Genomic DNA, 19389 nt, shown 5'->3' on the forward strand with positions numbered 1-19389 from the left:
GTTAATGGCTAAAGAATGAATACACAACAACTGGCAAAACTGCGTTCCATAGTGCCCGAAATGCGTCGCGTTCGGCACATTCACTTTGTCGGCATCGGTGGTGCTGGTATGGGCGGTATTGCCGAAGTTTTGGCCAACGAAGGTTATCAGATCAGCGGTTCTGACCTGGCGCCGAATCCGGTGACTCAGCAGTTGACGAATCTGGGCGCCACGATTTTCTTCAACCATCGCCCGGAAAACGTGCGTGATGCGAGCGTGGTGGTGGTATCCAGCGCCATTTCTGCGGATAACCCGGAAATTGTTGCGGCGCATGAAGCACGTATTCCGGTGATCCGTCGTGCTGAAATGTTGGCTGAATTAATGCGTTTTCGTCACGGTATCGCCATTGCCGGGACGCACGGTAAAACCACGACCACAGCGATGGTCTCCAGTATCTACGCGGAAGCGGGGCTGGATCCGACGTTTGTCAACGGCGGTCTGGTGAAGGCTGCAGGCGTCCATGCGCGTCTGGGTCATAGCCGTTATTTAATTGCGGAGGCGGATGAGAGTGATGCGTCGTTCCTACATTTGCAGCCGATGGTGGCGATTGTTACCAATATCGAAGCCGATCATATGGATACCTACCATGGCGACTTCGAAAATTTAAAGCAGACGTTTATTAATTTCCTGCATAACTTACCGTTTTATGGTCGTGCGGTGATGTGCGTTGACGATCCGGTGATCCGCGAGTTGTTGCCGCGCGTCGGTCGTCAAACCACAACCTATGGTTTCAGCGATGATGCTGATGTGCGCGTTGAAGATTACCAGCAGATTGGTCCACAAGGGCACTTCACGCTGCTGCGTCAGGGGATGGCCGATTTACGTGTGACATTGAACGCACCGGGCCGTCACAATGCGCTGAACGCGGCGGCGGCGGTGGCAGTTGCAACAGAAGAAGGCATTGAAGACGACGCAATTCTGCGCGCGCTGGAAAGTTTCCAGGGCACCGGACGCCGTTTTGACTTCCTCGGCGAATTTCCGCTTGAGCCGGTAAACGGTAAAGCCGGGACGGCGATGCTGGTTGATGATTATGGCCATCACCCAACGGAAGTGGATGCCACGATTAAAGCTGCACGCGCGGGCTGGCCGGACAAAAATCTGGTAATGCTGTTCCAGCCGCACCGCTTTACGCGTACACGCGATCTGTATGACGACTTTGCCAACGTGCTGACTCAGGTCGATGCGCTGTTGATGCTGGATGTATACGCCGCGGGTGAAGCCGCGATTCCGGGGGCTGACAGCCGTTCGCTGTGCCGTACGATCCGTGGTCGCGGTAAGATCGACCCGATTCTGGTATCCGATCCGGCTCAGGTGGCAGACATGCTGGCGCCGGTATTAACCGGCAATGATCTGATTTTGGTGCAGGGCGCTGGAAATATCGGCAAAATCGCGCGTTCCTTAGCTGAAATCAAACTGAAGCCGCAAAACCCGGAGGAAGAACAACATGGCTGATAAAATCGCGGTCCTGTTAGGAGGAACCTCCGCAGAGCGTGAAGTTTCGCTGAATTCCGGCGCGGCCGTACTGGCAGGGTTACGCGAAGGTGGTGTCGATGCCCATCCGGTTGACCCTAAAGATATTGATGTCACTCTTCTGAAATCTATGGGTTTTCAGAAGGTGTTTATTGCGCTGCACGGTCGTGGCGGGGAAGATGGCACGTTGCAGGGCATGCTGGAGCAAATTGGCCTGCCATATACCGGCAGCGGCGTCATGGCGTCCGCAATTTCGATGGACAAACTGCGCAGCAAGCTGCTGTGGCAGGGCGCAGGTTTACCCGTCGCGCCCTGGGTTGCATTGACCCGCTCTGAGTTCGAAAAAGGTCTTAGCGATGAAGCGGTTACAAAAATCTCTGCGTTAGGTTTGCCGCTGATTGTGAAGCCAAGCCGTGAAGGCTCCAGCGTAGGGATGTCAAAAGTTGAAGAAGAAAATGCTTTGCAGGGTGCATTAGCATTGGCTTTTCAGCATGATGAAGAAGTACTGATCGAAAAATGGCTCAGTGGCCCGGAATTTACAGTTGCGATACTTGGTGAAGAAATTTTACCGTCAATACGTATCCAACCCGCGGGAACCTTCTATGATTATGAGGCGAAGTATCTCTCTGATGAGACACAATATTTCTGCCCTGCAGGTCTGGAAGCTGAACAAGAGGCCCGTTTGCAGGAATTAGTCCTGAAAGCATGGACCGCATTGGGCTGTAAAGGTTGGGGTCGCATTGACGTCATGCTGGACAGCGATGGCCAGTTTTATCTGCTGGAAGCGAATACCTCTCCGGGTATGACCAGCCACAGCCTGGTGCCGATGGCGGCACGTCAGGCTGGCCTGAGCTTCTCGCAGTTGGTGGTAAGAATTCTGGAGTTGGCGGACTGATATGTCGCAGGCTGCGCTGAACACGCGAAACGGTGATGAAGAAGAAGTAAACTCCTCACGCCGCAATAATGGAACGCGTCTTGCAGGAATACTGTTCCTGCTGACAGTGCTGTGCACCGTGTTTGTCAGCGGCTGGGTAGTGTTGGGGTGGATGGAAGATGCGCAGCGGTTGCCATTGTCAAAGCTGGTGTTAACCGGCGAACGGCATTACACGCGCAATGACGATATTCGTCAGTCCATTCTGGCTCTGGGCGCTCCGGGAACCTTTATGACTCAGGATGTGAACATCATTCAGAGTCAAATTGAACGTCTCCCCTGGATTAAACAGGCGAGCGTCAGAAAGCAATGGCCCGATGAATTGAAGATTCATCTGGTTGAATATGTGCCCATTGCGCGTTGGAATGACCAGCATATGGTGGATGCCGAAGGCAATACGTTCAGCGTCCCAACCGGTCGGGCCAATAAGCAGGTATTACCTATGTTGTACGGACCGGAAGGCAGCGCAAGTGAAGTGTTGCAAGGGTTCCGTGAAATGGGGCAGGTGCTGGCTAAGGATAGATTCACCCTGAAGGAAGCGGCGATGACCGCTCGTCGTTCCTGGCAGTTGACGCTGAATAACGATATTAAGCTCAATCTGGGCAGGGGCGATACGATAAAACGTTTGGCTCGCTTTGTGGAACTCTACCCGGTTTTACAGCAGCAGGCGCAAACCGATGGCAAACGGATTAGCTACGTTGATTTGCGTTATGACTCAGGAGCGGCAGTAGGCTGGGTTCCCTTGCCTCCTGAGGAATCTAATCAGCAACAGAATCAGGCACAGGCAGAACAACAATGATCAAGGCGACGGACAGAAAACTGGTAGTTGGACTGGAGATTGGCACCGCGAAGGTAGCCGCTTTAGTAGGGGAAGTTCTGCCCGACGGTATGGTCAATATCATTGGCGTGGGCAGTTGCCCATCGCGAGGTATGGATAAAGGCGGGGTGAATGACCTTGAGTCAGTGGTGAAGTGCGTACAGCGCGCCATTGACCAGGCTGAACTGATGGCAGATTGCCAGATTTCCTCGGTGTATCTGGCACTTTCCGGTAAACATATTAGCTGTCAAAATGAAATTGGTATGGTGCCCATTTCCGAAGAGGAAGTGACGCAGGAAGATGTGGAAAACGTGGTACATACGGCAAAATCCGTACGCGTTCGCGACGAACATCGTGTTCTGCACGTTATTCCGCAGGAATACGCCATTGACTACCAGGAAGGCATTAAAAATCCGGTAGGTCTTTCCGGCGTACGTATGCAGGCAAAAGTCCACCTTATTACCTGCCACAACGACATGGCGAAGAACATTGTCAAAGCTGTTGAACGTTGTGGTCTGAAAGTTGACCAACTGATTTTTGCCGGGTTGGCAGCCAGTTATTCCGTGTTGACGGAAGATGAACGTGAGCTGGGTGTCTGCGTGGTGGATATTGGTGGTGGTACAATGGACATCGCCGTTTATACTGGCGGGGCGTTGCGCCACACTAAAGTTATCCCTTATGCAGGGAATGTAGTGACCAGTGATATCGCGTATGCCTTTGGTACGCCGCCGAGCGATGCTGAAGCCATTAAAGTGCGCCATGGCTGTGCGCTGGGGTCCATCGTGGGTAAAGACGAAAGCGTTGAAGTGCCAAGCGTAGGTGGTCGTCCACCGCGTAGCCTGCAACGTCAGACCCTGGCAGAAGTCATTGAGCCGCGTTATACCGAGCTGCTCAACCTGGTCAACGAAGAAATTTTGCAATTACAAGAACAGCTTCGCCAGCAGGGTGTGAAACATCATCTGGCGGCGGGGATTGTGTTAACCGGTGGTGCTGCGCAAATTGAAGGTCTTGCGGCCTGCGCACAGCGTGTGTTCCATACGCAAGTACGTATTGGCGCGCCGCTGAATATCACTGGTCTGACGGATTATGCTCAGGAGCCGTATTATTCAACGGCAGTGGGGCTGCTTCACTACGGAAAAGAATCCCATTTGAGTGGTGAGGCTGAAGTAGAAAAACGCGTAACGGCATCAGTTGGCTCGTGGATCAAACGACTCAATAGCTGGCTGCGAAAAGAGTTTTAATTTTTAAAGAGACCATCGCACATTAACGGTCTCAGGCGACAGGCACAACGGAGAGAGAAACTATGTTTGAACCTATGGAACTTACCAATGACGCGGTGATTAAAGTCATCGGCGTCGGCGGCGGTGGCGGTAATGCCGTTGAACACATGGTGCGCGAGCGCATCGAAGGTGTTGAATTCTTCGCAGTGAATACCGACGCTCAGGCGTTGCGTAAAACGGCGGTTGGACAGACCATTCAGATTGGTAGCGGCATCACCAAAGGTCTGGGCGCGGGTGCGAACCCGGAAGTCGGCCGTAATGCGGCAGACGAAGATCGTGAAGCTCTGCGTGCAGCGCTTGACGGGGCAGACATGGTGTTTATCGCAGCAGGCATGGGCGGCGGTACCGGTACCGGTGCAGCGCCAGTGGTTGCTGAAGTAGCAAAAGATTTAGGTATTCTGACCGTTGCTGTCGTGACTAAGCCTTTCAACTTTGAAGGCAAGAAGCGTATGGCATTCGCGGAGCAGGGTATCACCGAGCTGTCCAAACATGTGGACTCTCTAATTACTATTCCGAATGACAAACTGCTGAAAGTACTGGGTCGCGGTATTTCCCTGCTGGATGCGTTTGGCGCAGCGAACGACGTGCTGAAAGGCGCGGTTCAGGGTATCGCTGAACTGATTACTCGTCCGGGCCTGATGAACGTCGACTTTGCAGACGTGCGCACCGTGATGTCCGAAATGGGCTACGCGATGATGGGTTCTGGCGTGGCGAGCGGTGAAGACCGTGCAGAAGAAGCGGCTGAAATGGCTATCTCTTCTCCGCTGCTGGAAGACATCGATCTGTCCGGCGCACGCGGTGTGCTGGTCAACATTACTGCGGGCTTCGACCTGCGTCTGGATGAGTTCGAAACCGTGGGTAACACCATCCGTGCCTTTGCATCGGATAACGCGACCGTGGTAATCGGTACCTCTCTGGACCCGGATATGAACGACGAACTGCGTGTGACCGTTGTTGCGACTGGAATTGGTATGGACAAGCGTCCTGAAATCACTCTGGTAACCAACAAGCAGGTACAGCAGCCGGTAATGGATCGTTACCAGCAACACGGCATGGCGCCGTTGACGCAAGAACAGAAGCCGGTAGCGAAAGTGGTTAACGACAATACGCCGCAAACCACTAAAGAGCCGGATTATCTGGATATCCCTGCATTCCTGCGTAAGCAAGCTGATTAAGAATTAGCTGGAATTTGGGAATCTGCGCTCTTTGTGCTAAACTGGCCCGCCGAATGTATAGTACACTTCGGTTGGATAGTTAATTTGGCGAGATTATACGATGATCAAACAAAGGACACTTAAACGTATCGTTCAGGCGACTGGCGTCGGTTTACATACCGGCAAAAAAGTCACGCTGACGCTACGCCCTGCGCCGGCCAACACCGGGGTCATCTATCGTCGCACCGACTTGAATCCTCCGGTAGATTTCCCGGCCGATGCCAAATCTGTGCGTGATACCATGCTCTGTACGTGTCTGGTCAATGAGCATGATGTGCGGATTTCAACCGTAGAGCACCTGAATGCTGCTCTGGCGGGCTTAGGTATCGATAACATTGTTATTGAAGTTAACGCCCCGGAAATCCCGATCATGGATGGTAGTGCTGCTCCATTCGTATATCTGCTGCTCGATGCGGGTATTGAAGAACTGAACAGCGCTAAGAAATTTGTTCGCATCAAAGAGACCGTTCGTGTCGAAGATGGTGATAAGTGGGCTGAATTCAAACCGTTTAATGGTTTCTCGTTGGATTTTACCATCGACTTTAACCATCCAGCGATTGATGCCAGCACGCAGCGCTACGCGATGAACTTCTCTGCAGATGCGTTCATGCGTCAGATCAGCCGTGCGCGTACTTTCGGCTTCATGCGTGATATCGAATATCTGCAGTCCCGTGGCCTGGCCTTGGGCGGCAGCTTCGATTGTGCCATCGTTGTTGACGATTATCGCGTATTGAACGAAGACGGTCTGCGTTTTGAAGACGAATTCGTTCGTCACAAAATGCTCGACGCGATTGGTGACTTGTTCATGTGTGGTCACAACATTATTGGTGCATTCACCGCGTATAAATCCGGTCATGCATTGAATAACAAACTGTTGCAGGCGGTCCTGGCAAAACAGGAAGCCTGGGAATATGTGACCTTCCAGGACGATGCAGAACTGCCTCTGGCGTTCAAAGCACCTTCGACCGTACTGGCATAACGACATACACTGTCGTATAAATTCGACTGGTAAATCTGGCACTCTCTCCGGCCAGGTGAGCCAGTCGTTTTTTTATGTACTCATTAGCGCAGCCTTTTCCAACGCAAATATTTCCCTGCCACTAGGTTAAAATAGTGTGCGATCGCTGCTTTCTTGAGCATATTTACCCATGGCCGGTTGTCATTACTGCTGTGGAGCGTACGCTTTAATGATAAGATTCGTGCGCAAAAAAAATGTTTTGCATTCGTAACCCCAAACGCAGGGTATATCAGGTGGCAAAAACGTGAGTGGAATACTGACGCGTTGGCGACAGTTAGGCAGACGGTACTTCTGGCCGCATCTCCTGTTGGGGATGGTCGCGGCGAGTTTTGGCCTGCCCGCGCTCGGTAATGCTGCTGAACCCAATACCCCCGCGAAGGCGACCGCCAGCAATCACGATCAATCCGCTAAAGTTAACTTTAGCCAGCTTGCTTTGCTGGAAGCGACTAATCGCCGCCCAAATTTTACCGTCGATTACTGGCATCAACATGCCATTCGTACGGTTATCCGCCATCTTTCTTTTGCCATGGCGCCTCAGGCGTTGCCTGTTGCCGAAGAGCCGTTGCCAATCCAGGCGCACCATCTTGCGTTACTGAATACGCTCAGCGCGATGCTGACGCAAGAAGGCACTCCGCCCGCGACAGTAAGTCGCGTGACATACGCCCACTTTACTTCTCAGGCCGCATTTAGCGTTCCGGTCTGGATCAGCCAGCTGCAGGGTATCCGCGCTGGTCCTCAACGCCTCAGCTAAAAAAGAACCTTCCAACTTATAATTTTTGACTCCGCATCGCGGGGCGTTTGAGATTTTATTATGCTAATCAAATTATTAACCAAAGTATTCGGTAGCCGTAACGAGCGTACGCTGCGTCGTATGCGTAAAGTGGTCAATGTCATCAACGCAATGGAACCGGAGATGGAAAAACTCTCCGATGATGAACTGAAAGCGAAGACCGCTGAATTCCGCGCCCGTCTGGAAAAAGGTGCCAGCGTTGAGAGCCTGATCCCGGAAGCGTTCGCAGTGGTGCGTGAAGCGAGTAAACGCGTGTTCGGTATGCGCCACTTCGACGTTCAGCTGCTGGGCGGTATGGTGCTTAACGATCGCTGCATCGCGGAAATGCGTACTGGTGAAGGTAAAACCCTGACCGCGACGCTGCCAGCCTACCTGAACGCATTAAGCGGGAAGGGCGTACACGTGGTTACCGTGAACGACTACCTGGCTCAGCGTGATGCCGAAAATAACCGCCCGCTGTTTGAATTCCTCGGCATGACCGTTGGTATCAACATGTCTGGCCTGCCAGCGCCAGCCAAGCGTGAAGCCTACAACGCCGATATTACTTACGGTACCAACAACGAATACGGCTTTGATTACCTGCGCGACAACATGGCGTTTAGTCCGGAAGAGCGTGTTCAACGTAAACTGCACTATGCGCTGGTCGATGAAGTTGACTCCATCCTGATCGATGAAGCGCGTACGCCGCTGATCATTTCCGGCCCGGCTGAAGACAGCTCGGAAATGTATAAAAAAGTGAACAAAATCATCCCACACCTGATCCGTCAGGAGAAGGAAGATTCCGACACGTTCCAGGGGGAAGGCCACTTCTCTGTTGATGAGAAAGCGCGCCAGGTTAACCTGACCGAACGTGGTCTGGTACTGATTGAAGAGTTGTTGGTTAACGAAGGCATTATGGATGAGGGCGAGTCTCTGTACTCTCCAGGCAACATTATGCTGATGCACCACGTGACTGCCGCACTGCGTGCGCACGTGCTGTTTACCCGCGATGTTGACTACATCGTGAAAGACGGCGAAGTTATCATCGTTGATGAACACACCGGCCGTACCATGCAGGGGCGTCGCTGGTCTGATGGTCTGCACCAGGCTGTTGAAGCTAAAGAAGGCGTAGAGATCCAGAACGAGAACCAGACGCTGGCATCTATTACCTTCCAGAACTACTTCCGTTTGTACGAAAAACTGGCCGGTATGACCGGTACAGCAGATACCGAAGCCTTTGAATTTAGCTCCATCTACAAGCTGGATACTGTAGTTGTACCAACTAACCGTCCGATGATCCGTAAGGATTTACCGGATCTGGTGTACATGACCGAAGCGGAAAAAATTCAGGCGATCATTGAAGATATTAAAGAGCGTACCGCAAATGGCCAGCCGGTGCTGGTGGGTACTATCTCCATTGAAAAATCTGAAGTGGTCTCTAACGAGCTGACCAAGGCAGGCATCAAACATAACGTCCTCAACGCCAAGTTCCATGCCAGCGAAGCGGATATCGTCGCACAGGCGGGTTACCCGTCTGCCGTGACAATCGCTACTAACATGGCGGGTCGTGGTACCGATATCGTGCTGGGTGGTAGCTGGCAGGCGGAAGTTGCCGAGCTGGAAAACCCAACTCCGGAACAAATCGCGCAGATCAAAGCCGAGTGGCAGGTTCGCCATGACGCGGTATTAGCTGCTGGTGGTTTGCATATTATCGGTACTGAGCGTCACGAATCTCGTCGTATCGATAACCAGCTGCGTGGTCGTTCTGGTCGTCAGGGGGATGCGGGTTCTTCTCGTTTCTATTTGTCGATGGAAGATGCGCTGATGCGTATTTTTGCCTCTGACCGCGTGTCCGGCATGATGCGTAAACTGGGTATGAAGCCTGGTGAAGCCATTGAACACCCATGGGTGACCAAAGCAATTGCTAACGCGCAGCGTAAAGTGGAAAGCCGCAACTTCGATATTCGTAAGCAGTTGCTGGAATATGATGATGTTGCCAACGACCAGCGTCGTGCTATCTACACCCAGCGTAACGAACTGCTGGACGTAACTGACGTTAGCGAAACCATTAACAGCATTCGCGAAGACGTATTCAAAGCGACGATTGATGCCTATATTCCGCCGCAGTCTCTGGAAGAAATGTGGGATATTCCGGGTCTGCAGGAACGTCTGAAAAACGACTTCGATCTGGATATGCCGATTTCAGAGTGGCTGGATAAAGAACCTGAGCTGCACGAAGAAACGCTGCGCGAACGTATTCTGGCAAACGCAGTAGAAGTTTATCAGCGCAAAGAAGAAGTTGTGGGCGCGGAGATGATGCGTCACTTCGAAAAAGGCGTGATGCTGCAAACGCTCGACTCTTTGTGGAAAGAGCACCTGGCTGCGATGGATTACCTGCGTCAGGGTATCCACCTGCGTGGTTATGCGCAAAAAGATCCGAAGCAGGAATACAAGCGTGAATCCTTCTCTATGTTTGCATCAATGCTGGAATCTCTGAAGTACGAAGTGATCAGCACTCTGAGCAAAGTTCAGGTGCGTATGCCTGAAGAAGTAGAAGCGATGGAGCAGCAGCGTCGCGAAGAAGCTGAGCGTTTAGCGCAGATGCAGCAGTTGAGCCATAAAGGTGATGATTCTGCTGCGGCAGAAGAGCTGGCGGCACAAACCGGCGATCGTAAAGTGGGTCGTAACGATCCGTGTCCTTGCGGTTCCGGCAAGAAATACAAACAGTGTCATGGCCGTCTGAGCTAAGAAAATAACTTATTGAAAAGGCGCAGACTTCTGCGCCTTTTTTATGGACGATGAAAATGAAAATATTGCAGATCGCCGTCGGGATTATTCGTAATCAGCACAATGAAATTTTTATCACCCAACGTGCGGCTGATGCCCACATGGCCAATAAGCTGGAGTTCCCCGGCGGGAAAATTGAAGCGGGCGAAACGCCGGAGCAGGCGCTGATTCGCGAGCTACAGGAAGAAGTAGGGATCACGCCGACTCAAAGTTCATTGTTCGAAAAGTTGGAGTATCAGTTTCCGGACAGGCATATCACTCTGTGGTTCTGGCTGGTTGAAAGCTGGGAAGGCGAGCCGTGGGGAAAAGAGGGGCAACCGGCGCAGTGGATAGCGCAATATGCTCTGAATGCGGAAGATTTCCCGCCGGCGAATGCACCGGTAATTGAAAAGCTGATTACTGGATAATGGTGTTCGTAGGCCGGATAAGGCAACACCGCCATCCGGAAAATTATGGCGGGGGTGCTACGCTTGCCCGCCCTACGTATTAGCAGAATTACTTCTGCTCCTCACTCCAGTCGTCGCTTTCCGACAGATCGCCTGAGCTTGGGATGCGTTTCTCTTCTGCAGCCCACTCTCCCAGATCGATTAACTGGCAGCGCTTGCTGCAGAATGGGCGAAACGGACTGACTTCAGCCCATACTACAGGCTTGCCGCAGGTTGGGCAGTTGACGATGGTTTGTTCAGACATGTTGACTCCTTAACAGCACGCCAGTTCAAAATCGAGGCGCTCAGGCACCTGACCATTTTCGCTATCCAACGGCATAAAGCGGATGGCAAAACGGCTCTTATGACCAGAAATTTGCGGATAAAGCTGCGAATCAAGCGGCAGCTGCAAGCGCAGCAGATCTGCATCTTCGCCGTTGTCCTGATAAAAACCATTCAGGCTGGTTTGCTTACGAAACGGCGCTGAGTTGCGAATTAAATCCAGCACCAGCGACAGCGCTTGATTGAGCGGATTCAGGCTGGCAAGCCAGGTTTCAACCTGCGCGTCACGATACGATTGCGCCAGGTGTAACCAGATATGCAGAGTCGGCAGATCGAAACTGCAGCACCCGCCAGGAATACTTAAACGCTGACGTACGAGACCAATCAGACGATCTTCGCGCAGCGTCTGTCCAATACGCGGGGCAGAAATCAGAATGCTGCCTGCACTTTTTAACTGCTGGCGCAAAGAGTCGATTCTGCTTTGATCGACGCCGGGAACTTCGACCCAGGCCTGGAGTTTACGCTGCTGTCGCTCCAGTTCTTTGAGGAGTTCGGTACGGACTTCGCCGCGTTCAAATACATCCAGTAAATCTCCGATATTGCGGAAAAAATGCAGAGCGCCGGCATGGTCAGTAATGGGTAAATTAACGGAGAGTTGTTGGATTAAAAACTCAATGCGCAGCCATGTACGCATCTTCTCATTGAGAGGGTGTTCAAAAAGGACCTGGGTGTGCATTACGGTTTTTCCTGTGAGACAAACTGCGACGCGCATTGCAAATAGAGCGCGTGCAGGCGGGCGACATCCGAGGCGATGGCTTCCGGTGCGCCATTATTATCAATAACATCGTCTGCCACGGCCAGCCGCGCTTCACGCGTTGCCTGGGCAGCAAGAATTTGTTCAACATGCTCACGTGTGACGTCATCACGCTGCATGGTGCGTCTGAGCTGGGTTTCGGGCGTGACATCCACCACGAGTACGCGGTCGGCTTTTTTATACAGCGAATTTTCCACCAGCAAAGGGACAACCCATAACAGGTAAGGTGAGGTCGCTTGCTGAAACTGGCGCTGCGTTTCCTGCTGAATAAGCGGATGGAGCAGGGCATTCAGCCAGCTTTTCTCCTCTGGGGCGGAAAAAATGCGTTCGCGTAAAATGCGCCGCTGCAACGATCCGTCTGCGGCGATAACCTCGGAACCAAAATGTTCTTCGATCGCCTTAAGAGCAAGTGTGCCGGGTTCAACCACCTGGCGCGCAATAATATCTGCATCAATGATGTTTATTCCGAGGTCAGCGAACGCATTTGCAACGGTGCTTTTACCACTGCCAATGCCGCCGGTTAAGGCTACCGTATACCTCATAGATGCCGATCCTGGAGTTTAAGTTTGATTATCAAACAGTTAAAAGTTAAGCGTGCGAAGGCGAGGCTGTTGCAGGATTAACCTACTATTCGCCAGGTAAATTTATGGGATTGTAGCGTAAAAAAAGAGAATTTCGCAGTCTTGCGCGGCATTGATTAGTGCGTATGATAGCGTCACTGGAGTTGTGAGTTTCGATTTTTCGCCATTAACCCCAGGAATCCGCACATGCGTATCGAAGAAGATCTGAAGTTAGGTTTCAAAGACGTTCTTATCCGCCCTAAGCGTTCTACTCTTAAAAGCCGTTCCGATGTTGAGCTGGAACGTCAATTTACCTTTAAGCATTCAGGTCAGACCTGGTCCGGCGTACCTATTATTGCCGCGAACATGGACACTGTCGGGACGTTTGCCATGGCAACGGCGCTGGCATCCTTCGACATCCTGACCGCTGTGCACAAACACTATTCTGTTGAAGACTGGGCCGCCTTCATCGCAGAGAGCTCTGCCGATGTACTCAAACACGTAATGGTTTCAACTGGCACGTCTGACGCAGACTTCGAAAAAACCAAACAGATTTTGGCGCTCAACCCAGCGCTGAATTTTATCTGCATTGATGTGGCAAATGGCTACTCAGAGCATTTTGTTCAGTTTGTGTCGAAAGCGCGTGAAGCATGGCCGACAAAAACGATTTGTGCGGGCAATGTGGTCACCGGTGAAATGTGTGAAGAGCTGGTGCTCTCCGGTGCTGATATTGTCAAAGTAGGTATTGGCCCAGGTTCTGTATGCACCACGCGTGTAAAAACCGGCGTTGGCTATCCACAGCTTTCTGCGGTTATTGAATGTGCGGATGCAGCCCACGGTCTGGGCGGCATGATTGTCAGCGACGGCGGCTGCACAATGCCGGGTGACGTTGCAAAAGCGTTTGGCGGCGGCGCAGACTTCGTTATGCTCGGCGGTATGTTGGCCGGTCACGAAGAAAGCGGCGGCAAAATTGTTGAAGAAAACGGTGAGAAATTCATGCTGTTCTACGGTATGAGCTCAGAATCTGCTATGACCCGCCATGTTGGTGGTGTTGCTCAGTATCGTGCCGCTGAAGGTAAAACCGTTAAGCTGCCTCTGCGCGGCCCGGTTGATAATACCGCTCGCGATATTCTCGGCGGTTTGCGTTCTGCTTGCACCTATGTAGGCGCATCCCGTCTGAAAGAGCTGACCAAACGTACAACGTTTATTCGTGTACAGGAACAAGAGAACCGCGTATTCAATAGCCTGTAAAACAGGTCGTTCTGTGAAATGCCGGATGGCGTTACGTCGCCATCCGGCATTTGAATTTAACCCACTCCGCTCATCGCATCTCCCAAATGGAAAATCGGTAAATACATCGCGACAACCAGCGTACCGATGATAAGCCCCGTAATGACCAGCAACGCAGGCTCAAGTAATGCAGCCAAATTCTCAGCTTGAGCCAGGGTTTTCTCGCCATGGTGATGCGCGAGATTGCGCAGCATTGCATCCAGCGAGCCGGAAGCTTCACCTGTTCGGACCAGCTGTATGCACAATGGGCTGAATTCACCGCTATTTTTAAGCGCTAACCAGACCGGCTTTCCGGCGCTAATGTCGTGCTGAACCAGCGCTAAACGTTGCGACCAGAAAGGGTTAGCCAGCGTTTCGGTAACGCTCTCAAGACCCTGCAAAAAGGGAATGCCCGCATTTTGCGTTAACGCCAGAACGGTGAAGATCTGCGTGAGCTTTTGCCCTCTCACCATCGGCCCTATGACCGGGAGGCTGAGCAGCAATTTCTGGCGCAGAACGAGCCAGTACGGTTTCTGATTTATCAAATGATGTGCCGCAACCGCTACCAGGCCAAGTGCTACCGCCAGCCATCCCCATTGGCTGCTATAGTGTGCGATGGTAATAATCCACTGAGTGAGGGCCGGTAGCGGGGTGTTGAATGTCTGGTAGATGGCGGCAAACTCAGGGAGTACAAACTGCAACATCGCAAATACGACCAACACCGCCATTGTGATGATGATAAGCGGATAACGCAGGGCTTTTTTAACTTTATCAGCAAGTTGCTGTTGTTTCTTTTGCTGGTAGGCGAGTTCAAAACAGCAGTCGTCCAGCTTACCCGTAAGCTCTCCGGTGCGGATCATTGCCTGGTAAAGGGGCGGAAAAACGTGTTGCCATTGTGATAGCGAGGTGGAGAGGGTAATGCCCTGTTCCATATCGTAAGCCAGCGTACGCAGTAGCGCCTGCCATTGACTGCTGGGATGCTGTTCAGCAAGCAGAGCTAGCCCTGCTGAGAGCGTTAACCCTGCTTTTAGCAATGTCGCCAACTGGTGTATGGTTTCGGCACTTCTTGTACGGCTCCAGTGCGAGGTTTTGACACGCATACGCTTAATGCGTAGCGGCGTAATCTGTTGTTTCTCAAGAGCCAGCATTAATGACGGTCGGGTATCGGCCCATAGCATTCCTTCCAGCGATTTACCTTTGTTGTTAATGCCTTGCCAGCGCCAAAGCTGTTTAGCGGACATGAGGCATGCCCAGTACACGAATCAGCTCTTCAAATGTCGTTAATCCTTGCTCGACGGCCTGACAGCCATTCTCGAAAAGCGTTCTCCCTGATAGCTGAGCATCAGGTTCCACTCCGTCTACGGGGGCGCCACTGGCAATACTCTGACGTAATGCCGGAGTAACAGGGAGTACTTCAAACAATGCCGTACGGCCATAAAATCCGTGATAACAATGTTTGCAGCCAGGGGCCTGCCAATTCGGTAGTGGTGTAGGCCAGACAGCTTTCGGGAGTGTGATAGGCGTACTCTGACGTTGTCGGCAATGGGGGCACAACTTTCTGACCAATCGCTGTGCAATGACGAGCGTCAGCGCGGAGGCGATCATCCAGCGTGCAACCCCCATTTGTTGCAGACGCACCAGCGTTTCACTGGTGGAATTGGTATGCAGCGTAGAAAGAACCAGATGACCGGTTTGTGCGGCTTTAAGGGCTATTTCTGCTGTTTCTCCATCGCGGATTTCACCCACCATGATAATGTCGGGATCCTGGCGCAACAGAGCACGTAAGACTCCCTGAAAAGTCAAACCGGCGCGTGGGTGAATTTGCGTCTGGTTGATGCCTGTGATCGGGATCTCTACCGGATCTTCCACGCTACAGAGATTAACATCTGGCGTGTTTCGGGTTTGCAGCGCACTGTACAGTGTGACCGTTTTACCGCTTCCGGTAGGCCCGGTAACCAGAATCAGCCCCTGAGGCTGCTGCAAGGCTTGCGAAAATGCGGCCAGCTGCGCGTCTTGCATTCCCAGTGCGGCGATCTCCAGTGACTGCTCGACCTGATGAAGTAGCCGCAACACGACTTTTTCGCCGTAGCGACAGGGCAGGGTGGCGATGCGAAACGAGATAGGTTCTCCTGAAATCTCAACGGTAAATTGTCCGTCTTGTGGAAGCCGATGCTCGGCAATATCCAGACTGCCCAATACTTTTAACCTCGCGGTGATGGCAATGCCCATCTCGGTCGTGACTTCCGGTAAAGCGTGGAGTACTCCATCCACACGTAATCTGATCCGATAGTAATTTTCCGCTGGCTCAAAATGAATATCAGAAGCCCGTTTCTCCAGAGCGGAATGAAACGTCTGATTCAGCAAGTCTGCTGCGCTGGCGCTGCTTTTTGTGACTACTGCCGGGAGCATTTTCTGCGGTGTATGCGTGTGGCCTTCCATTTGCTGACGTGTCCAGCAGACAATGTCGATGCGCCGGGTGGTGGCAAAATGCAGTGCATCCAGCAGTTCGTGTGATGGGGCGTCTACGACGGCGATATGCACCACTTCATTGTCTGCATCCAGTAATATTCCCTGATAACGTTGGCATAGCGCTGTAAGCTGGGTGGTATTCATCTCTGTTCCTTAGTGGGTATCGAAGCGGAAAACATCTTCACAGGCCTGCTGCAATGCGCTGTCGTTCTGGATGATGCAGTTACGGTTCCAACCGGTAATGCCGTTGGCATTGTCCCAAGCCGGCGTCATGGTGATGCTTAACCCGTTCAGGCTTTCCTGCCCACTAAGGCTGACAACGCCTTTTTCAATGCTCATGGCTGAGACGTAACGGGTAGTTGTTGGCGTGGGAATACCATTCGTTCCGGCATCGCAGGTATCTGTTCCTCCATGCTCCAGTGCACAGAGCTCAACCGCTGTGCGATAGGGGACAAAGGTTTGCAGCATGTCTGTCAGCGCGGCCTTGCGCAGATAGTTTTGATATGCCGGAATACCGATGGCGCTAAGAATGGCAATAATGCCAATCACCACCATGAGTTCGATAAGCGTAAAGCCTCGTTGCTTGTTCATTGTTTACTCCTTGAGTTTGCTGGCGCTACTTTGGCAAACCGACGGGAGGACGGCGAGAGACAAAAAACAGAATGGGAAGGCGGATTCCGAGGACTTTTACGAAATTACAGAATCAGACAATGTATTTGCTAAGAGGCTCGCAGAAACTGCCGGATGGCGGCGTAAATGCCGTATTCGGCTTACAGAATAAACCTGTGTAGGAGGCCCGATAAGCGAAGCATCATCGGGCAATACAATCAGCAATTAGCGAAAACGCATGGAGAGATCGAGAGCGCGAACATGTTTGGTCAGCGCGCCAACAGAGATGAAATCCACGCCGGTTTCGGCAAATTCGCGCAGCGTTTCATGGGTGACATTGCCCGAGACTTCCAGACGCGCCTGGCCGTTGGTGCGTTTTACCGCTTCGCGCATTTGGTCGGTTTCGAAGTTATCGAGCATGATGATGTCGGCCCCGGCTTTCAGCGCGTCGTCCAGCTCATCCAGGCTTTCTACTTCGACTTCAACCGGCACATCCGGGTGCAACCAGAATGCTTTTTCTACGGCCTGACGTACCGAGCCGGAAGCAATAATGTGGTTTTCTTTAATCAGGAAAGCGTCGGACAGCCCCAAACGATGATTCGCGCCGCCGCCGCACAATACGGCGTATTTTAGCGCGGTACGCAGTCCTGGCAGGGTTTTACGCGTATCCAGCAGTTGGGTCTTGGTCCCAGCTAACAGGTCGACGTATTTACGCACCTCGCTTGCTACACCTGAAAGCGTCTGCACAAAATTAAGCGCGGTACGTTCACCGGTCAGTAACACGCGGGAAGGGCCGTCCAGTTCAAACAGTGGCTGATTAGCCTTAATGCTGTCGCCATCTTCGACATGCCAGGTGATGTTTACATCATCGCCAGCCAGTTGAATAAAGACCTCTTCCACCCAACGTTTCCCACAAAAAACGCCATCTTCTCGGGTAATTACGGTAGCGTGGGAGCGCATGTCTTCGGGTAAAAGCTGTGCGGTGATATCGTTATTGGCATCAACTTCTCCGCCTAAATCTTCACGCAGCGCCTGAGCGACAGCGGCAGGGATATCGAGATTTATGCGTTCCAACAGCGCGTCACGTCGGTAGTCAGGGTTATAGCGGCGAGGCGGCATGATAAAACTCCAAATTGCTAACGAATCATAAGGTGGAAACATGCTACCCTGAACCTGATATGAGCACCACCAATAAGGAGATTCTGCATGTTGTTAGACGAGGGCTGGCTGGCAGAGGCGCGACGCGTTCCCTCTCCGCATTACGATTGCCGCCCGGATGACGAAAACCCTTCTCTGCTGGTGGTGCATAATATCAGCCTGCCGCCCGGCGAGTTTGGCGGCCCGTGGATAGACGCGCTGTTCACTGGCACGATTGATCCCAACGCCCATCCTTATTTTGCCGGAATCGCCCATTTGCGCGTTTCGGCCCATTGTTTAATTCGCCGTGATGGTGAAATCGTGCAGTATGTCCCCTTTGATAAACGCGCCTGGCATGCCGGCGTCTCGAGCTATCAGGGCCGTGAACGCTGTAATGATTTCTCAATTGGTATTGAGCTGGAAGGGACGGATACGCTGGCCTATACCGACGCGCAGTACCAGCAACTGGCAGCCGTGACCAATGCCCTGATTACGCGTTATCCGGCTATCGCTAACAATATGACAGGACATTGCAATATTGCGCCCGAGCGTAAGACCGATCCCGGGCCCTCATTTGACTGGGCAAGGTTTCGCGCCCTGGTCACCCCCTCGTCGCACAAGGAGATGACATGACGCTGTTTACAACATTACTGGTGTTGATTGTTGAACGCCTGTTTAAGCTGGGTGAGCACTGGCAGCTTGATCACCGGGTTGAAGCTTTTTTCCGCCGGATTAAGCATTTCTCGATGATGCGTACGGTAGGCATGACTCTTATTGCGATGGGAGTGACGTTTCTGCTACTGCGCGCACTTCATGGGCTGCTGTTTAACGTTCCGTTGCTGGTGGCGTGGATCTTAATTGGCTTGCTGTGCATCGGCGCAGGCAAGGCGCGCCTTCACTATCACGCTTACCTGAACGCGGCCGCTCGCGATGACGCTCACGCTCGTGAGGCGATGGCCAGCGAGCTGACGCTTATCCATGGTGTTCCGCCGGACTGTGACGAGCGTGAGTTCCTGCGTGAACTGCAGAACGCGCTGTTATGGAACAACTTTCGCTTTTACCTGGCGCCGTTATTCTGGCTGATTGTCGGTGGCCCGTGGGGACCTGTGACGCTGGTTGGTTATGCCTTTTTACGTGCCTGGCAGTCCTGGCTGGCGCGCTATCAGACACCGCACCAGCGTCTGCAATCGGGTATTGATGCGATCCTGCATGTGCTGGACTGGATCCCGGTGCGTCTGGCGGGCGTGGTCTATGCGCTGCTGGGACACGGCGAGAAGGCGTTGCCAGCCTGGTTTGCGTCGCTTGCTGATCTGCATACTTCGCAATATCAGGTGCTTACGCGTCTGGCGCAGTTCTCGCTGGCGCGCGAACCTCATACCGATAAAGTCGAAACGCCAAAAGCGGCTGTTTCGATGGCGAAGAAGACCTCATTTGTGGTGGTGGTGATTATTGCGTTGCTGACCATTTATGGGGCATTAGTATAGCGTTGTGCCGGATGG

General features: G+C 52.5%; 19 protein-coding genes. 12 read left to right on the top strand and 7 right to left on the bottom strand.

Annotation, left to right across the window (positions count from 1 at the left end; all coding sequences use genetic code 11):
- Positions 1-15: 15 nt before the first annotated feature.
- From murC to mutT, 9 genes are all read left to right on the top strand, one after another.
- Positions 16-1491 carry a UDP-N-acetylmuramate--L-alanine ligase gene (gene murC / locus E6P06_RS07930; RefSeq protein WP_003018763.1) on the top strand — a complete coding sequence of 492 codons (1476 nt, stop codon included), beginning with the start codon at positions 16-18 and terminating at the stop codon, positions 1489-1491.
- Positions 1484-2404, top strand: coding sequence for a D-alanine--D-alanine ligase (locus E6P06_RS07935; protein WP_003018760.1), 921 nt, complete (start codon positions 1484-1486; stop codon positions 2402-2404). The genes murC and E6P06_RS07935 overlap by 8 nt, the downstream gene beginning before the upstream one ends.
- Position 2405: 1 nt before the next feature.
- On the top strand, positions 2406-3239 hold the full coding sequence (ftsQ, locus tag E6P06_RS07940) for a cell division protein FtsQ (RefSeq protein WP_003845741.1): 834 nt from the start codon (positions 2406-2408) through the stop codon (positions 3237-3239).
- Positions 3236-4498 carry a cell division protein FtsA gene (gene ftsA / locus E6P06_RS07945; protein WP_003018755.1) on the top strand — a complete coding sequence of 421 codons (1263 nt, stop codon included), beginning with the start codon at positions 3236-3238 and terminating at the stop codon, positions 4496-4498. Before ftsQ ends, ftsA begins: the two co-directional genes overlap by 4 nt.
- A gap of 62 nt (positions 4499-4560) precedes the next feature.
- Positions 4561-5712, top strand: coding sequence for a cell division protein FtsZ (ftsZ, locus tag E6P06_RS07950; RefSeq protein ID WP_003018753.1), 1152 nt, complete (start codon positions 4561-4563; stop codon positions 5710-5712).
- Between the two features lie 100 nt (positions 5713-5812).
- Positions 5813-6730, top strand: coding sequence for a UDP-3-O-acyl-N-acetylglucosamine deacetylase (gene lpxC, locus E6P06_RS07955; protein ID WP_003018750.1), 918 nt, complete (start codon positions 5813-5815; stop codon positions 6728-6730).
- Between the two features lie 283 nt (positions 6731-7013).
- Positions 7014-7520, top strand: coding sequence for a secA translation cis-regulator SecM (gene secM, locus E6P06_RS07960; RefSeq protein ID WP_003018748.1), 507 nt, complete (start codon positions 7014-7016; stop codon positions 7518-7520).
- A gap of 60 nt (positions 7521-7580) precedes the next feature.
- The gene (gene secA, locus E6P06_RS07965) at positions 7581-10286 is read left to right on the top strand and encodes a preprotein translocase subunit SecA (protein WP_003018746.1); all 2706 of its coding nucleotides are present in this window, start codon (positions 7581-7583) and stop codon (positions 10284-10286) included.
- A 56-nt stretch (positions 10287-10342) separates the two neighbouring features.
- Entirely contained in the window at positions 10343-10732 is a 390-nt protein-coding gene (gene mutT / locus E6P06_RS07970) for an 8-oxo-dGTP diphosphatase MutT (RefSeq protein ID WP_003837443.1), read from the top strand.
- A gap of 88 nt (positions 10733-10820) precedes the next feature.
- Here mutT and yacG read toward each other — a convergent pair whose 3' ends face one another.
- The 3 genes from yacG to coaE are packed head-to-tail and all read right to left on the bottom strand — an operon-like array spanning position 10821 to position 12388.
- Positions 10821-11015, bottom strand: coding sequence for a DNA gyrase inhibitor YacG (gene yacG, locus E6P06_RS07975; protein WP_003018740.1), 195 nt, complete (start codon positions 11013-11015; stop codon positions 10821-10823).
- A gap of 9 nt (positions 11016-11024) precedes the next feature.
- Entirely contained in the window at positions 11025-11768 is a 744-nt protein-coding gene (zapD, locus tag E6P06_RS07980) for a cell division protein ZapD (protein WP_139935095.1), read from the bottom strand.
- Positions 11768-12388, bottom strand: a complete 621-nt coding sequence (coaE, locus tag E6P06_RS07985; RefSeq protein ID WP_016149556.1) for a dephospho-CoA kinase — start codon at positions 12386-12388, stop codon at positions 11768-11770. The genes zapD and coaE overlap by 1 nt, the downstream gene beginning before the upstream one ends.
- A 225-nt stretch (positions 12389-12613) precedes the next feature.
- Between coaE and E6P06_RS07990 the strand changes: the two genes are divergently transcribed.
- The gene (locus E6P06_RS07990) at positions 12614-13657 is read left to right on the top strand and encodes a GMP reductase (RefSeq protein ID WP_003829510.1); all 1044 of its coding nucleotides are present in this window, start codon (positions 12614-12616) and stop codon (positions 13655-13657) included.
- Positions 13658-13713: 56 nt separating this feature from the next.
- Here E6P06_RS07990 and hofC read toward each other — a convergent pair whose 3' ends face one another.
- The 4 genes from hofC to nadC all read right to left on the bottom strand — a co-directional run bounded on the left by hofC (position 13714) and on the right by nadC (position 17872).
- The gene (gene hofC / locus E6P06_RS07995; protein ID WP_139935096.1) at positions 13714-14916 is read right to left on the bottom strand and encodes a protein transport protein HofC; all 1203 of its coding nucleotides are present in this window, start codon (positions 14914-14916) and stop codon (positions 13714-13716) included.
- The gene (gene gspE, locus E6P06_RS08000) at positions 14906-16288 is read right to left on the bottom strand and encodes a type II secretion system protein GspE (protein WP_139935097.1); all 1383 of its coding nucleotides are present in this window, start codon (positions 16286-16288) and stop codon (positions 14906-14908) included. Before gspE ends, hofC begins: the two co-directional genes overlap by 11 nt.
- A 9-nt stretch (positions 16289-16297) precedes the next feature.
- Positions 16298-16735 carry a prepilin peptidase-dependent pilin gene (gene ppdD / locus E6P06_RS08005; RefSeq protein WP_003018724.1) on the bottom strand — a complete coding sequence of 146 codons (438 nt, stop codon included), beginning with the start codon at positions 16733-16735 and terminating at the stop codon, positions 16298-16300.
- A 243-nt stretch (positions 16736-16978) separates the two neighbouring features.
- Positions 16979-17872 carry a carboxylating nicotinate-nucleotide diphosphorylase gene (gene nadC / locus E6P06_RS08010; protein WP_003837454.1) on the bottom strand — a complete coding sequence of 298 codons (894 nt, stop codon included), beginning with the start codon at positions 17870-17872 and terminating at the stop codon, positions 16979-16981.
- 87 nt (positions 17873-17959) lie between these two features.
- On the opposite strand from nadC, the gene ampD reads away from it, so the two are divergent.
- Together ampD and ampE are read left to right on the top strand one after the other, a co-directional pair.
- A complete protein-coding gene (ampD, locus tag E6P06_RS08015; protein WP_003018719.1) occupies positions 17960-18523 on the top strand; it encodes a 1,6-anhydro-N-acetylmuramyl-L-alanine amidase AmpD in 564 nt (187 codons plus the stop codon).
- Entirely contained in the window at positions 18520-19374 is an 855-nt protein-coding gene (gene ampE, locus E6P06_RS08020; RefSeq protein ID WP_003018711.1) for a beta-lactamase regulator AmpE, read from the top strand. Before ampD ends, ampE begins: the two co-directional genes overlap by 4 nt.
- Positions 19375-19389: the final 15 nt, after the last annotated feature.

It is taken from the genome of Citrobacter sp. CF971, assembly GCF_006385635.1.
Lineage (GTDB): Bacteria > Pseudomonadota > Gammaproteobacteria > Enterobacterales > Enterobacteriaceae > Citrobacter > Citrobacter freundii.